This window comes from Hydrococcus rivularis NIES-593, assembly GCF_001904635.1.
GTDB lineage: Bacteria > Cyanobacteriota > Cyanobacteriia > Cyanobacteriales > Microcystaceae > Hydrococcus > Hydrococcus rivularis.
Map to the genome: position 1 here is coordinate 1 of NZ_MRCB01000023.1, position 13,407 is coordinate 13,407.

General features: G+C 45.1%; 13 protein-coding genes. 11 read left to right on the plus strand and 2 right to left on the minus strand.

What is annotated here, in order from left to right:
• Window positions 1-115 precede the first annotated feature (115 nt).
• From NIES593_RS16660 to NIES593_RS16705, 10 genes are all read left to right on the plus strand, one after another.
• A complete protein-coding gene (locus NIES593_RS16660; protein ID WP_073600656.1) occupies window positions 116-727 on the plus strand; it encodes a TetR/AcrR family transcriptional regulator in 612 nt (203 codons plus the stop codon).
• A 244-nt stretch (window positions 728-971) separates the two neighbouring features.
• Complete coding sequence (locus tag NIES593_RS16665) at window positions 972-1,694, plus strand: V4R domain-containing protein (protein ID WP_073600657.1); 723 nt, start codon at window positions 972-974, stop codon at window positions 1,692-1,694.
• The gene (locus tag NIES593_RS16670; RefSeq protein WP_073600658.1) at window positions 1,691-2,071 is read left to right on the plus strand and encodes a hypothetical protein; all 381 of its coding nucleotides are present in this window, start codon (window positions 1,691-1,693) and stop codon (window positions 2,069-2,071) included. The genes NIES593_RS16665 and NIES593_RS16670 overlap by 4 nt, the downstream gene beginning before the upstream one ends.
• A gap of 11 nt (window positions 2,072-2,082) precedes the next feature.
• Window positions 2,083-2,571: a globin family protein gene (locus NIES593_RS16675; protein WP_073600659.1), complete on the plus strand. Its 489-nt coding sequence runs from the start codon at window positions 2,083-2,085 to the stop codon at window positions 2,569-2,571.
• Window positions 2,572-2,590: 19 nt separating this feature from the next.
• The gene (locus tag NIES593_RS16680; protein WP_073600660.1) at window positions 2,591-3,259 is read left to right on the plus strand and encodes a V4R domain-containing protein; all 669 of its coding nucleotides are present in this window, start codon (window positions 2,591-2,593) and stop codon (window positions 3,257-3,259) included.
• A gap of 13 nt (window positions 3,260-3,272) precedes the next feature.
• On the plus strand, window positions 3,273-3,755 hold the full coding sequence (locus NIES593_RS16685) for a 2Fe-2S iron-sulfur cluster-binding protein (RefSeq protein ID WP_015142594.1): 483 nt from the start codon (window positions 3,273-3,275) through the stop codon (window positions 3,753-3,755).
• An 80-nt stretch (window positions 3,756-3,835) separates the two neighbouring features.
• Complete coding sequence (locus NIES593_RS16690) at window positions 3,836-4,309, plus strand: globin family protein (protein WP_073600661.1); 474 nt, start codon at window positions 3,836-3,838, stop codon at window positions 4,307-4,309.
• Between the two features lie 34 nt (window positions 4,310-4,343).
• Complete coding sequence (locus tag NIES593_RS16695) at window positions 4,344-4,658, plus strand: 2Fe-2S iron-sulfur cluster-binding protein (RefSeq protein WP_073600662.1); 315 nt, start codon at window positions 4,344-4,346, stop codon at window positions 4,656-4,658.
• A gap of 45 nt (window positions 4,659-4,703) precedes the next feature.
• Window positions 4,704-5,582, plus strand: coding sequence for a tetratricopeptide repeat protein (locus NIES593_RS16700; protein ID WP_073600663.1), 879 nt, complete (start codon window positions 4,704-4,706; stop codon window positions 5,580-5,582).
• A gap of 104 nt (window positions 5,583-5,686) precedes the next feature.
• Window positions 5,687-7,522, plus strand: coding sequence for a serine/threonine-protein kinase (locus NIES593_RS16705; RefSeq protein WP_073600664.1), 1,836 nt, complete (start codon window positions 5,687-5,689; stop codon window positions 7,520-7,522).
• 240 nt (window positions 7,523-7,762) lie between these two features.
• Here NIES593_RS16705 and NIES593_RS16710 read toward each other — a convergent pair whose 3' ends face one another.
• Both NIES593_RS16710 and NIES593_RS16715 read right to left on the minus strand, forming a co-directional pair.
• Complete coding sequence (locus NIES593_RS16710) at window positions 7,763-8,563, minus strand: SDR family NAD(P)-dependent oxidoreductase (protein WP_073600665.1); 801 nt, start codon at window positions 8,561-8,563, stop codon at window positions 7,763-7,765.
• A gap of 384 nt (window positions 8,564-8,947) precedes the next feature.
• Window positions 8,948-11,110 carry a hypothetical protein gene (locus NIES593_RS16715; protein ID WP_073600666.1) on the minus strand — a complete coding sequence of 721 codons (2,163 nt, stop codon included), beginning with the start codon at window positions 11,108-11,110 and terminating at the stop codon, window positions 8,948-8,950.
• 839 nt (window positions 11,111-11,949) lie between these two features.
• On the opposite strand from NIES593_RS16715, the gene NIES593_RS16720 reads away from it, so the two are divergent.
• Window positions 11,950-13,395, plus strand: a complete 1,446-nt coding sequence (locus NIES593_RS16720) for an NADH:flavin oxidoreductase (RefSeq protein WP_073600667.1) — start codon at window positions 11,950-11,952, stop codon at window positions 13,393-13,395.
• Window positions 13,396-13,407: the final 12 nt, after the last annotated feature.

The window sequence follows — 13,407 nt, forward strand, 5'->3', positions numbered from 1 at the left end:
CTGGCAAGCTTTACAGCCTTAGCGTAAGTTTCTGTACGGTTGCTACCAAAACGCCTATGTTTACGCTGTCAACATTGATGAGCGAAAATAGAGTTAAGAAAAATTACGAAGTCCTATGCAGTTCAAAAAAAACTATCACCACGGAGATCTACGCCAAGCTTTGATTGACACGGCTATAGAATTAATCGCAGAACGAGGCATGAGCGATTGGTCGCTCAGAGAAGTGGCGCGACGCATCGGCGTGTCTCATACCGCTCCTTATCGACATTTTGCCGATCGCGAAGCTCTCTTGGCAGCCGTTGCCGAAAAAGGGTTTCAAGAGATGAGTAACTATTTGCTCCAAACCCTAGAGAAAATACCGAACGAGCATTCCCAACGATTGCAGTCCATTGGCGTTGCATACGTGCAATACGCGATCGCGCATCCCTGCGAATACGAGGTCATGTTTCGCTACTCTCAGAAAGACAAACGACGATATCCTGCCTTAAGCGAAGCAGCTACAACAGCCTTTATGGTGCTAGTCAACGTTATTGTTGAAGGTCAAAAAGCCGGAGCCTTTCGTGCGGAAAATCCCAAGGGATTAGCCTGGGTTGCTTGGTCTCTGGTACACGGCTTAGCCATGCTGCTCGTTGACGGTCAACTTCAAGTTCCAGAAAACAGTACGGTAGAAACTTTAGCTAGCTTTACAACGCAAATGTTGACTGAGGGCTTACAAGCTGATAGATAACGATTGATTAATTAATACACATTACAGATATTTAAGTAAAAGCTTATCAGCCTACAGACTTTCCATAAATGTCATTGACAGCCGTCACAAATAATCTACGTGCAATCACGGAACCTTACGAAAATTCAGCAAGTTAATTCCCTGTTACTACCGATGGTCTCAAAGAAAGATTCCCATAGGATGATATCAAGCTAAGAAATTTAAGCTTATAGATTAGCTCGATAAACATGAGGATATTTATCCTATGGTCTATACTCCAACCAATTCCAACCCCGGTCAAAAACTCTTTCTCAAAACAGCAGAACATACTCTAAAAAAGAAATATCCTAAAAAGCACCATCACTTTCGCTGGGAAGATTTCTTCGTCTTCCAAACTCAAAGCGGAGAAATTCTCGATTGGAACGAATCCCGTAACATTTTAGCGAGCGAAGACTTCATCGTCGGATTGATCGAAGGTTTAGAGCAAGAAGTCGGTAATGCCTCTGGCGTTGTTATGTACAACATCGGCAAAGAATGGGGCAAAAGAGATGCCGAATTTTTCCGAAACTGGTTTATCAAAGAGTACGAGTATGAGACCGAAATCAGCCAACTCAATCTGCCCTACGTGCTAGAAGCGTGGTGGTGGCCCTTTACCGCTCAAGGCTGGGGCAACTGGGATTTCGATCTAAGCGACCAAAAAAATGGCTTCATGTTCGTCAACATCTTCGATTCAGCCGTAGCCCGGACATTAGGCGATGTCGGCAAACCCGTTTGTCATATCTATGCAGGTCTTCTAGCTGGATTCTTCAGCAGCCTAGTTAAAAAAGAATTGAACTGCATTGAGATCCAATGCTACGCCATGGGAGAAACCTACTGCAAGTTCCTCTTAGGCAAACAAGACCGCCTCGATGCCGCTACCTTCTGGATGTACGAAGGCGCGACAGCAAGAGACATTGAAACGCGCTTGCAAGATGGGGAACTCAGATGAATGAGGTAACTTTCTGGCAATGCCTAAGCGTCCAAGATTTTTTTGGCAATTCCAATTGGGAAGGTCGTCAGCTTGCCGCACAAGGAGAGTTTTTTGAAAATGCGATCGCGCCAACTTCCTGGCTGTGTCTGAGTCTCGAAGACTTCCTCAACCAAAGTAACTGGGAAGGCAAGCTTCTCGGCAAACAAATTTTCTACCAGCAGGCACCTAAAGAACTGTCACTTACCCTATCAGTTGGCGAATTTTTCCAAATGAGCGCATGGGACGGCAAACCAGGAATGGCTCCTCTTGCCTCTCGCAAATCTACTCCTGCGTCGAATCCCATCCCTTCTCGAAACCAACAAATGAAACTCAGTAATTTATCCGATTTATTTTAGAAAGAACTCCTATGCATACTGACTTTGAGGCTTTGTTTCAACAAGCCGAAGATCGCTACCTGCAACGCATGGAAATTAACGCTTTCAATCTTCAGGTTTCGTCTTTAGCCAAACGACTCGAAACCTATAAATCCTTGCGCGACCAAGAAGTCGTTGTTTTCCAACCCGTTGCCGACAAACTGCTAGAAACTTTTCCTAATGAAAACTCTAAAACTCTAGAACGCGCGCTCAAGCACTGGCTCTCAGTCATGCGCTACTGTGCTATGGCAATGCTGCTAAACAATCCCGAATATTTAGAGCGCCGCCTGCTCGAATGGCTCACCGATATCATCAAAGCTCACCAAATGGAGGCAATTGAAAAGCACCTTTACGAATCGTTAATCTTCAGCTTGCGACAAGAACTACCCGCCGAGCAATTCGTCCTAATTCAACCTTTCCTGGCACAAGCCTATAAAACCCTGGTGGGTGAAGCGTCCGTAGAAGCCAATACTAACAACTGATAACGGGGTAGGAAAAATAATGATTAATATTGCAACTTTAGTTAAAGAACGTTCCTCGCTAGGAAATTATTTCGCTCCCGATGCCTACGTTAAAGGCGAATTTGAATTCGGTCTAATTGAAAACCGCAGTGGCTCTCGCTTGCTGGCTTTACCCCATACGCTGCTGCAAGCCATCTATACAGGACTCGAACAAGAAGTCGGTCAAGAAGGATCGGGATTAGTCATGTTCAACTGCGGTCGCTGGTGGGGCAAAAGCTTCTTCAAGCGATTCTCTGAGGAAGTCGGCGAATACTATGGCAAGCCTATCGTTCAGATGGAGATGGTAGAGTTCTTACAATGCGTTAAGCAATGCTGGAAAACCCACGGTTGGGGCGTTATCGATATCGACTTCGATTTCTACCAAAAAGGATTTCTGGCTGTCAAAGTTGAGAATTCTGCCTTTGCTCGAGTGGCTCCTTCGGGAAAGCAACCTATGTGTTTTTTTGAAGCAGGGATTCTGAGCGCCTTCTTCAGCCAGCTAACCGGACGCAACTTGCACTGCGTGCAAACTGCCTGCGAATCGATGGGTGCAGAATGCAACTTTTTTATCTTAGGTTTAGCCGAGCGACTCGAATCCGTAGAAGCATGGCAAGAAGAAGGACACGACCATAACAAGATTATGGAACTACTGTGCGCAAACCAATCATAGGAGGGTAAATTAAGTGGCTAAAGTCGTTAAACTCGACCCCATTAACACAGAAATAGCTATCCAAACTAACGACAATCTTTTGTCTGGGTTGCTCAAAAATGAGTTGAACATCATGAAAGAATGCGGTGGTCGGGGAATGTGTGCCACTTGCCACGTATTTATTAAAGAAGGCATGGAGAGCTTGTCTCCAATGAACCGCCGAGAACAGCGAACCCTCGAAGTCATTACCACCTGCAATCAATTATCTCGCCTAGCTTGCCAGGCGAGGGTAATGGGAGAGGGAGTTGTGATTGAGTTGCCTTCCGGTACTTACGTCAACCAGATCGAAGACGTTGAATCCTTGATCGGTCGCCGAGCCGAACAAGATATTCTGCATCCTTTAACTGGTGCCGTTTTAGTCGAAGCCGGAAAGTTAATCACCCGTACCATGATTACCCAACTCAAAGATACGAAGGGACAAGTCTCGGAGTATCTAGCGAAAACGAAAGACGCTTAATTGGTTGGTTAATGGTTAGTCGTTAGTGGGATGAATGCCACAGCTATTAATTAACAGTTTTATCGAGGAAATTTAGGACAATGTTGAAACAATTGGCTCGTTTGAGTGTGGACGTTGAAGGTCGTTACGCTACTGACAAAGAGTTACAGTTTCTCGAAGCATATCTTGAATCTGTCAAAGATCGTCTGAGCGCTTACGAGAAGATTCGGGACAATGAAGAGCAAATTATCGCTCAGTGGGAAGCTCAAAAGCGCAGTCGCAATGAAAATCTCTTTGAGCTGAACGGAAAGGATATTACCGAAATCTGCCGTCGAGACATGACAAATATATTGCGCTGCTCTGCTACTTTCATGCTATTTGATGACTTGGATCGCCTGCAAGACGGTCTGTTGCTCTGGTACAAAACCATCGTCAAGTCTTTTGGCTATACCAAATACGCTCAGATCAACTATCAACTCATTCAAGATGTTATCAAACTATATCTGAGTGCTGAGGAAGCAGCACTCATGCTCCCTGTCTTGCAACTCGATCGCGCGGTTTTGGGCGCTGCTTAACTCAGTCTACTCTCTCAGCTCAATTTTCTAGATTATGAACGACAAAACCTTTTCCGTCACTTTAGTCAACGAAGCCAAGGGAACTCAGGAAGCGATTCAAGTTCCTAGCGACCAATTCATTCTCGATGCCGCACAAGAAAGAGAAATAGAACTTCCTTACTCTTGTCGAGCGGGTTCTTGTTTCGACTGTCTGGGTAAAGTCGTTGAAGGGAAAGTAGAGCAAACAGGACAAGCCTTAAGCTTCCTAAAATCTGATGAAATCAAGGCTGGTTTCGTTCTTCTGTGTTCTTGTTCTCCGGCCTCAGATTGTACGATCCTTACCCATCAAGCAGAAAAATATCTCTCATAGTTTGTAAATAATTTAGAACATTTTATTCAAAGGTAGCGTGACACTATGGAAAAGCCATTAGAAAATCCCCAAGCAACCGTCAAAAGCGCTTCTGGGTTAAATACTTTAGATATTATTGCCTTAGTTAGTGCTGCTGGCGGCTCGGTTGCCTCGCTCGTTTTTCAACAAGTTGCCTTCGCTGCGATTCCCCTATCTGCCTCAGTTGCCTTTCATGTTTTCAATCGCAAGCAACTGATGACCCAGATGGCTGACAGCCAGCAAGTCGCGATCGCGCAATTAAACCAGCAAATTAGCCAGCAACTTAGTGGCGTACAAAAGAGCATTGCCGAGTTGAATCAATTTCAGCAAAAGTCTGTTGCTCAACTAAGCCAACAAACGCAAGCCCATCAAGCTAGCCTCGACACCTTATCGGGACAACTTGGGGAACTTCAGAAATTTACAGCTAATCTCAACCAAGAAACTCACAAGTTAAACGACTTCGATCGCGCCCTAGAATCCCAACAAAAGCAGTTGGAAGCCGTCGTGCTGGAAATGCGAGAAATCCAAGAAATCACCCAGAAAATGTCGGCTAATCCCAACTCGGCTGAATTCTATTTCCAACGCGGATTTAGCCAAGAGCGTTTGGGAGACAAGCAAAAAGCCATTGAAGATTACAGCGAAGCCATTCGCCTCGATCCCACCTATGCCAATGCTTACTTCCATCGAGGCATGCTCAACAAAGATATCGGACATCGCAAGATGGCGGTTGAAGATTTTCGCAAGGCAGCTAAATACTTTCTCGAACAGGGAGATATCGGGAATTACCAAAAAGCTAGAAATCTTAGCCAAGGAATGCACGACTTCCGCACTGTAGCCAAACACGAGGAACCAGAAACTAATAATCATTTCTCTGAAAGAATCCCTGTTAGCGGATTGTTTGAATAAGAAAGAGTCAGAAGTAACTGTACGGGCGGGTTTAGATTGTTTCCTGGGAAAAGATTAATGATTTTGACAAATCAACCCGCCTCCACCACTGGTCACTGATAAACATGCAGCGCTCCAAATACCGAATTTTGGGTCAGATAGGACAAGGGCAATTTGGTCGAGTATTCTGTGCCGTCCACCGCGAAACCGGAGAGATAGTAGCGCTCAAAGACCTCGACAAAGACAGATTTCCTACTCGGCTATTTTTAGGCGAATTTGCCCACCTTACCAGCCTGAAACATCCTAACATCGTCAGTTGCCAGGGGCTTGAATATGGTAAGACTGGGCGCTATCTCGTGATGGATTACTGCGAGGGCGGAACGTTACGAGACGTGATGGAATCTGAAGGTAAGCTTAGTCTAGTGCATGGTCTAAAAATTATTACCGATGTTTTGTTGGCATTAGAACATGCTCACAGTCGAGATATCGTTCACTGCGATCTCAAGCCAGAAAATATTCTCCTCAAGATCGATCGCTCTGGTTGGATCGCTTGCATATCTGATTTCGGGATCGCTCGGCTCAAGCTAGAGGCAGGCGGGAAAGGGACGGGACGAGGATACACAGGCAGTCCCGCTTATATGGCACCAGAACGGTTTTATGCACAATATTCTCCTGCCTCCGATTTCTATGCGGTTGGCGTGATGCTCTACGAACTAATTCTTGGCAAACGACCTTTTTCTGGAATGCCTGGGGAATTACAGTCAGCTCACCTCAATCAACCCATAGAAATTCCTAAAAGCGTGCCTTTTCTGTTGCGTTCTACCATTCTGACTGCCCTACAAAAATTACCCCAAAGGCGATTTTCCTGTGCCAGCGAAATGTTAAAGTCGGTTCGGTTAGCGGCTGAAGTCTTGGCAGCCGAGAAGTATCCAACCGGCTTTTTATCGCTTGCTCCCTTAGAAGTCTCCTCTAACGATCTGAAAATTCTCTTTCAAGAACCTCTTTCAGAACCCATTACTCATTTAGCTGTTGACTCGCAGCAAGTGTATTTAGCCATTGGCAATCGCGTTTTGGGTCGCATTTATGCCAGTAACGAGCTAACTGGCAATCCCGTACAGCAGTGGCAAGTCAAATTTGATGCGCCTGTCGTCGATTTGAACGTGCGTCCTCAAGGCGGATTTGTCACCACGAAGTCCCACCAGGAGACTTATGCGATCTATTGCTTGTCCAAAAGCGCCATCGATTTAATATACTGCTTATCTGGCGGTGCCAACGATTCGGAAACATCCGAGCTAGTACCTTTATTTTCTCGCAACGCTAAAACTCTCGTCAGCGCGATCGAACCCCAGGGACATTGGATCGCGATCGCTAGCGATACCCCATCCAAGTCGCTACAAATTTTCAAATTACCAGATTTTCAATCCCTTGGAACATCGATCGATTCTCCTCTACCTTCTCAATTAATTGCTCTCGATCGCCATCATGGACTCGCGATCTTTTCTCCCCTCGAAGAGGGCAGCGACGGTACGGTATTTCGATTGTTTAATCGTCGCGGAAGACTAATAAATGCTTTTTTGTTACCCATTACCTTACATCGCATTACGCCAAGCGCGATCGAACCCTATCGCCTCTTTGCGATTGAAAAAAGCGATCCGATTATGGGCGTACTCATCAATCTCAAACCTTTGAAAGTTACTCGCATTGCTCTCGAAATCGTCCCAGAATTTATTCTCGAACGAGAGTGGGGTTACATTCTTGTGGATCGTTCGGGGCAATTCCGCCTCTTGGATCGAGAGGGCAACCGTATCGGACGATTTGAAGTGCCTTTCCCTCCCACGACAATGGCAGCGTTTGGAGAATTTAAATTGTTAGTTGCGACGTGGTCCGAACGCAAAGGAATGTTGTTTGCGATTGATTTCCAAAAAATTGTTAATTTCAAGAAAGATGATGAAGGAGATTAACGAGAGTTAGATTCGATACCAAGACTAATGTTTACTACATCTTCTACCAATTTTCAGGTTTTCGCGATCGACATTCTTCTCCCCTCTCCCAAATAGGGAGAGGGGTTGGAGGTGAGGGCGATCGACTATCTCTGTCATTAATGAATGAAAAATGGTATTGTTCTATGACATTTGTCATAGTCTGAATCGGGATTGCGATCGAGGCGAGCCTTTTCAGTGTTTAGTTTATTTTTAGTTTATTTAAATTCTTTCCTGCATACTTCTCACAATTTTGGTCACAAGATTTCTGGGAGTAAACCTAACACTGAGAGTCAGCAGCTTATTTTTTAAACCGGGGACGACAACCGTTTGGTTGTTCATTAAGCCGCGATAGCCTATCTCGGCAACAGTTTTCGCATCCATAATGCGTTTTCCGCTCACCAGCTTGGATCGCTCTATGTTGGCTCTCGCTTGAAAGCCAGATTCTGTCGGTCCCGGACAAAGCGCCGTGACGGTTACTCCCGTTCCTTGTAATTCATTGGCAAGTGCTTCAGAAAATGAGAGAACGTAAGCTTTAGTAGCATAATAAACTGCCATCAAAGGACCTGGCTGAAAAACAGCAGTAGAGGCAATATTTAAAATTTTCCCCTGCCCTCTAGCCACCATTTCCTTGAGAAATAATTTGGTTAAATGGGTCAGCGCTACCATATTAACTTGCATCATTTGCAGTTCGGCATCCAGGTCGGTTTCCCAGAAAAAACCATAGGCAGCAAAGCCAGCATTATTGACTAGAACGTCAATTGCGATCGCGTCTTGTTGCAGTTTTTGAAAAATTTTTGTTGGCGCATTTGGTATAGATAAATCTTCAACAATAATCCTCGCTAAAGTGCCAAATTTTTCTTGGAATTCATCGGCAACCCGACTGAGTTTTTGTTCGTTTCTAGCAATCAAAACTAGATCGTAACCGCGATTGGCAAATATCTTCGCCAATTCATAGCCAATGCCGCTGGAAGCACCGGTAATTAGGGCGGTTTTGGAAGAATTAAAATTGTTTGTATTCATATCAAATCCGTTTAATTAGTCGTAATATGTAGTGCGTTCGCGTAGCGTGCGCGTAAGCGCATACGTCCCGCTCGCGACTCCTGTTGGTCGCACTACTGGTTATTGTGGTCGTTCATCCGGATTTGATATCACGATCTTAAGCCTTATTCAAACTTTGCATTCATTGGCTGAGAGCGAGCCCGAATGAATAACTGTGGGATGTAATACCAATTTTCAGGTTTTCGCGATTGACATCTTTTTCCCTCTCCCAATTTGGGAGAGGGGTAGGGGGTGAGGGCAATCGACCATCTCTGTCATTAATGAATGAAAAATGGTATAAACTTCTCCTCTTAATCCCCCCTTTTCAAAGGATAAGTGGGGATCGGGGTAAGGTCAGACCTTCAATTAAAGAGTCTTCAGGAACTCAATCAATGCTCGCTTGTCTTCATCCGGCAGATCCGTGCCAAAGTAGTGTCCGTGGTCTTCGATGAAATCAGGTGATTGGTTGTTTTTCAACAGCAGTGGAGCAAGCACATCATCGGGAATAAATCTAGCCAGCAATTGCAGCTTCTTAACCCCTACTTCCGAGTCCAACTTCCTTTGCAGGATCGCTGGGGTATTGCGGGGGTCTAGATTTGCCAGCAGGTTAATCGGCGTGCTTTCAGGAACCGTCGCTTTGAGTCTGCCGATTTCTAGATAAGTTTCTCGATCCGTTCGCTCGATCCTTCCCTCCCGCTTTTCGGGCCACAGAAGCTTTTCAATCGCATCGTTGAAAGCTTCCATCCGTCCGGCTACCGAGGGATCGCCATTATATTTACCCAGCTCATTATTGTGGAAGAAGGGAGCGCTCGACCAAAGACTAATCAGCGATGGAGTTCGATAATAGCCCGTGCCTCCGGCTGGAATTTTAAACGCGATCGGCTTATCTTTGTCAAAAGGATTCTCAAGCGTAAGCTTACCCGGCGATGGGAGTTCTTTGTAAGTCTTCGACGAGAATTGCTCCCAAACATGACCCTGCGCGGCATTAGTTGCCAATGCGCGGGAAGCATTGGTGCCAATCAGCGTGACTGGTTTGCGCAGATCGTCTGACAAGAAGTTATGGTCGAGAAAATCCGAACTCACAACCGACTCGCGATACCATTGCTTGGCCTGTTCGGGATCGGCTGCAATTTCAGCAGGTGGTTGCTTGCTAGAATGACAAGTCGCGCAAGTATCGGCAAAGACAATTTTTCCGCGATCGAAGACTGTTTTATCGTTGGTTAAGTAAGCTTTCCCTCCAGGTGCATCTGCCAGATGCATCGGTTTGAGAGTCTTCAAGAAGGCTTCGGCATCTGCCATGCGTGCTTCCGTTTTAGACCAATATTCGCATTCTTTCCTAGCTGTTTCAATATCAAACGGCTTCTGCGGCTTTCTTCCTAGCAACGGATCGTGGAGTGTCAGCCAATAATCCGAACACGAGCCGATATTGATATATACGCGTTCCGAAGCAAGGGCAACGCCAACGGAGTCCGCACCATCTTTGAGAACGTTTGGCACTCCCTGGGTTGTCCCATCGTTCATGACTTGTTGGTGACCGGGCTGATTTGCCAAGTTCAGTCGATCTTCGAGATTAAAAATCGCGTTAATCGCATTAGGGTTATTGATATGGTCGGTGGCGATGCGAGAGGTATCGGAAGTCCCTGGCGGTTGTCTGTCAATCACCTGTCTGCGAAAATCGTTGGCTGGTAGATTGCCGCTGAATAAAGCTCCTTCCTTAAGATACTGGTTGCCGATCGCCGACGCTAGATTCTCCCATCTCGGATTTTCTGCATCGGCAGGGGGTTTGAGAGGATCGTAGGCGATGTGGCAAACGCCACAAGAAATCCCGATTCGGTAAGGAGGTTCGAGCTGCGCTTTTTCGTCTCCGGCTGCATAATATTTGGCTAAATCCCATTTCTGGGGATCGAAGTTGGGATTGGGAAACTTACGCGCTCCCATAATTCCCGCCGCCTGGGGATCTTTATCGCATTTATCCAGCCATAAGCCATATTCGTCTGGTTCTGTTGCTTGTTTGCATCCAGGATCGTTAATGGCTCCAATGGTCTTAAAACGCTCGTTGCGTTGAGTGTGATGGGTGTCGCCTGGCAACAGTTCGCTATCGGGACGGGCATCGAGAAGGCTAAAAAAATCAGCTTCCCCGTGGGTTTGCTTGGCAAAATCGCGGAAGAATTTTTCATTGCCGCCAGTCCAAAAGTACCAAGTTTGCAAACCGCGCTTCTCGGCTTCGGTTAAATCGCCATAATAATTGTCGGGCACATAACCGAGATAATCGCGATCGTAGGATTCTGCATTTTTTGTAGATTCGTTCTGGCTATACTCAGTTGCTTGTGTAGATGGATTTGTGTTTTGGTCGTATTTGGGCGATGCCGAAGAGACATCAGCTTTAGGTGCATTAGCTGCCTCGGCTTGTGCTATCAACTCTCTGAGGCGTTCTACAGACGTCGTTTCGTATTCATAGGGGGAACAACCCAGAAGCATTAGCATCAGCACCACTAAACAGGCGATCGCGCCCATACGTGGCTTATTCATAAATTTCTCCTGTCGGATATTAAAGCTTCGATTAGGGAACTTTTTATCAACTGTGATTTCATATACTACACTGTCTTTTTGTTAGAAATAAATCTCGTATTTGTAATAATTTGTAATTTAAAATCGGCTTATTTTTTTAATATTTGTTACATTAACTTTATGTTAAGAAAGGTTGCTATTATAAACAGGTTAAATAGCCTACAGTTCAAAACCTATTAACAATTAAAATTGCTTCAATGCAACAATTTGACAGATCGTGCTTAGCCCATCTTCTGTTACTTGATGGCGAGCGAGTCTCAAAAGCTTTACCAGGATAAGGATACTAAAATTGTATCTATTGTATCGCTACTTCTGTTAAGAGCGGATTAAATAGACATTTAATCTATATTTTTTTTGAATAACCATAGAGTATTAATAATTTTACTTGCTTTTATTAAAGAGTCTAATCCTCTCATAAAGCTCTCGAACGGCTTAGCAAGACAATGATTCGCCTCAAAGATAAATTTTTGTCACAAATAGGCTTTCAATCGGGCGATCGGTAATGTATTGTGGGGTAGAAATCGTCTAAATATATTAAAAGAACGGTTAAAACTAAGCAAAAAATTCCTGAATTGTTTAAGACAGAGAGAGATTTAACGAGATTCTACGGAAGTCAAACGTGGATAAAAAAACTCTTGTGCTTATCCCTCGATCCCACTGTATTTCCCTCAATACCGCTTAGTGATTACTTCATAAAAATTACTTCCGAATCGGTCTATCTTTAGCATTGCTACAGATCTAGATTCGGTTAGTAGTGCATCGCAGCAAATTTAAGGGATTGCCAATAAAGCAAAACGCGCATGGAAAACGATATTATTTTTCAACCGCTGGAATTCCGCCATCTAACCATTAAAAATCGGATCTTTCGCTCTAATATCTCTGGAAGATTTGACAACTACGATGGTTCGGGCAATCAGGCAAGGATAAATTGGGAAGAGAAATTTGCGCGAGGCGGTGTCGGAGCAATTGTTTCTTCCTTCGTCCCCGTCACGATCAAAGGACGAATCGTTCCCAATTACGCGACGATTGACCGCGACGATTGCATTCCTTTTTGGCATCAAGTCGGCGAAAAAGTCCACGAGTACGATTGCAAGTTTATCATGCAACTGAGCCATTCCGGTCGTCAGCAGGACATACAGGGCGTTGAAAATGATTATATACGCCAGAGTTCGACTGGTCGTACCGAATCATTCCACGGATTGGAGTGTCGGACAATGAGCGTAGATGAAATTAAACAGGTCGTGCAAGCGTTTGGCAAAGGGGCTAAACGCGCTAAAAAGGCAGGATTAGATGGTGTAGAATTGCATGGAGCGAACGGCTATCTGATTACACAATTTCTCAGTTCGGGGATCAACGATCGCACGGATGCATTTGGCGGTTCTTTAAAAAATCGCGCTCGCTTTCTGCTAGACATTATCGAGGCAGTTCGCACAGAAGTCGGAGACGATTTTCACTTCCAAGTCAAAATCAGTGCCGAAGACTTTAACAACGCAGTCATTCCCTGGGAAAAAACCGGAAATAAGCTAGAAGATACCGTTCAAATTTGTCAGTGGATGGAAGAGGCGGGAGTAGACGCGATTCATGTTTCGGTTGGCAGCCTTTTTCCTCATCCCTTGAATCCGCCAGGAACATTTCCCCTCGAAGGCAAGTATGCCACCGATAAAGCTGAAAACACCTACGATACGATGCTCTCTAGCGGCAACCAAACCTTCCGCAATTATCTCCTATTCCGTTATCGAGCCTTGCATAAGATTTTTGAGTGGCTTTGGTATCGGATTCCGCGAAAAGTATACCGAGAGCCGAATCTCTTGCAAGGATTGCCCGTCAAAGCAGAAGAGTTGCACCCCGATTTTCGTAAATTTGTCTCGCCGCAAGAGCTACAAAAGCTCCTAGAGACTTATCAGGGAAGAAATCTCGGCTATGCACGGGAAATTAAGAAGAATGTCAAGATTCCAGTTATCTGCACGGGTGGATTTCAGCAAGCATCCTATATTCGCAAAGCCATTAGCGAAGGATTTTGCGATGCGGTGAGTATCGCTCGTCCTTTAGTGGCGAATCACGATTTGGTTAAGCAATTCGAGCAAGGAAAAGACCTTCCAGAGAGACCTTGCACTTACTGCAACCGTTGCTTGCTCAACACCTTAGAAAACCCGTTAGGATGCTACGAGCCAGCACGCTACGGCGACGACTACGAGGCAATGATTCGAGAAGTGATGACCGTATATAACCCACCACCATTTAAATGATTTTGGATTGAA

Excerpts from the sequence above, each read along its gene's own strand:
- NIES593_RS16680 (WP_073600660.1), top strand. The coding sequence starts at position 2,591 with ATGATTAATATTGCAACTTTAGTTAAAGAACGTTCCTCGCTAGGAAAT.
- NIES593_RS16715 (WP_073600666.1), bottom strand. The coding sequence starts at position 11,110 with ATGAATAAGCCACGTATGGGCGCGATCGCCTGTTTAGTGGTGCTGATG.
- NIES593_RS16705 (WP_073600664.1), top strand. The coding sequence starts at position 5,687 with ATGCAGCGCTCCAAATACCGAATTTTGGGTCAGATAGGACAAGGGCAA.
- NIES593_RS16700 (WP_073600663.1), top strand. The coding sequence starts at position 4,704 with ATGGAAAAGCCATTAGAAAATCCCCAAGCAACCGTCAAAAGCGCTTCT.
- NIES593_RS16695 (WP_073600662.1), top strand. The coding sequence starts at position 4,344 with ATGAACGACAAAACCTTTTCCGTCACTTTAGTCAACGAAGCCAAGGGA.
- NIES593_RS16660 (WP_073600656.1), top strand. The coding sequence starts at position 116 with ATGCAGTTCAAAAAAAACTATCACCACGGAGATCTACGCCAAGCTTTG.
- NIES593_RS16665 (WP_073600657.1), top strand. The coding sequence starts at position 972 with ATGGTCTATACTCCAACCAATTCCAACCCCGGTCAAAAACTCTTTCTC.
- NIES593_RS16675 (WP_073600659.1), top strand. The coding sequence starts at position 2,083 with ATGCATACTGACTTTGAGGCTTTGTTTCAACAAGCCGAAGATCGCTAC.
- NIES593_RS16720 (WP_073600667.1), top strand. The coding sequence starts at position 11,950 with ATGGAAAACGATATTATTTTTCAACCGCTGGAATTCCGCCATCTAACC.
- NIES593_RS16690 (WP_073600661.1), top strand. The coding sequence starts at position 3,836 with ATGTTGAAACAATTGGCTCGTTTGAGTGTGGACGTTGAAGGTCGTTAC.
- NIES593_RS16670 (WP_073600658.1), top strand. The coding sequence starts at position 1,691 with ATGAATGAGGTAACTTTCTGGCAATGCCTAAGCGTCCAAGATTTTTTT.
- NIES593_RS16710 (WP_073600665.1), bottom strand. The coding sequence starts at position 8,563 with ATGAATACAAACAATTTTAATTCTTCCAAAACCGCCCTAATTACCGGT.